Here is a 1171-nt window from a genome sequence, read left to right as displayed (position 1 = left end):
ATACCAAGTCCTGCGGAGTACGACTCATGCGGCGATTCCCGCTGAGCCGGGCGGTGTGATTCACGGGAGGGACCACAGCGACGAGGTCCCCCTATGGCCGCTCCGGTCCTGCTGCGCAGCGATTACGATGCCGCCGCCCTGCGCCGGCTTGCTCGTTCCTCTCACGATCCCGGCCAAGTGCGCCGGCTGCTTGCTCTGGCCGCGATTTATGACGGAGAGCCGCGATCGGCTGCGGCGGACATCGGCGGGGTCGGCTTGCAGACGGTGCGCGACTGGGTGCTGCGCTTCAACGACGCGGGACCGGCCGGTCTGCTGACCGGCAAGGCGCCGGGCCCGCAGCCGCGTTTGGCCGGGCACCACCGGTCGGCCTTGCGCCAGGTCGTCGAGGAGGGGCCGATCCCGGCGGTGCATGGGGTGGTGCGTTGGCGGATCGCCGACCTGCTGCACTGGCTGTGGGACGAGTTCCGCCTCTCGGTCTCGAAGCAGACGCTGAGCCGGGAACTGCGCGCTCTGGGGTTCCGCAAGCTGTCGGCCCGCCCCCGCCACCACGCCAAGGAGCCCGAAGCGGCCGAGGCGTTCAAAAAAAGTTCCCCATCCTGCTGGCGCAGATCGCCGCGCACGAGGCCGCCGGCAAGCCTATAGAGATCTGGTGGCAGGACGAGGCCCGCGTCGGCCAGAAGAACAAGATCACCCGCCGCTGGGCACGCCGCGGCACCCGGCCGGCGGCCCCACGTGACCAGCGCACGCGCTCGGCCTATCTATTCGGCGCGATCTGCCCGGCCCACGGCAAGGGCGCGGCCTTGGTGCTGCCGCGCTGCACGAGCGAGGCGATGGCGCTGCACTTGGAGGAGATCGCCCGCGCCGTGGCGCCCGGTGCCCATGCCGTCGTGCTGCTCGATCAAGCCGGCTGGCACACCTCGGCCAAACTGCCGGTGCCCGGCAACATCACCCTGCTGCCGTTGCCGCCGAAATCGCCCGAGCTGAACCCGGTGGAGAACATCTGGCAGTACATGCGTGACAACTGGCTCTCCAACCGCGTCTTCGCCTCCTACCAGGACATCCTCGATCACTGCTGCTTCGCCTGGAACACCATCGTCGCGCAGCCCTGGACCATCATGTCCATCGGGCTGCGCGACTGGGCGCATCGGTCATGATCCACGAGTCTTGGTAT

The 1171-nt window shown here is 68.9% G+C and carries 1 protein-coding gene; it reads left to right on the top strand.

Going from position 1 to position 1171, the window contains the following annotated elements; translation table 11 throughout:
• The first annotated feature begins 93 nt into the window (after positions 1–93).
• Positions 94–1154 (top strand): IS630 family transposase gene (locus FHW79_RS32315; protein ID WP_211108594.1). Its coding sequence is split into 2 segments (ribosomal slippage): positions 94–586 and positions 586–1154, totalling 1062 coding nucleotides; the frame shifts between segments, so codons are not numbered across the junction.
• The last annotated feature ends 17 nt before the right edge of the window (positions 1155–1171 follow it).

Source organism: Azospirillum sp. OGB3, assembly GCF_014192915.1.
Lineage (GTDB): Bacteria > Pseudomonadota > Alphaproteobacteria > Azospirillales > Azospirillaceae > Azospirillum.
The sequence above is the reverse complement of the archived record's forward strand: the minus strand, read 5'-3'. Positions and strand labels throughout refer to the sequence as shown.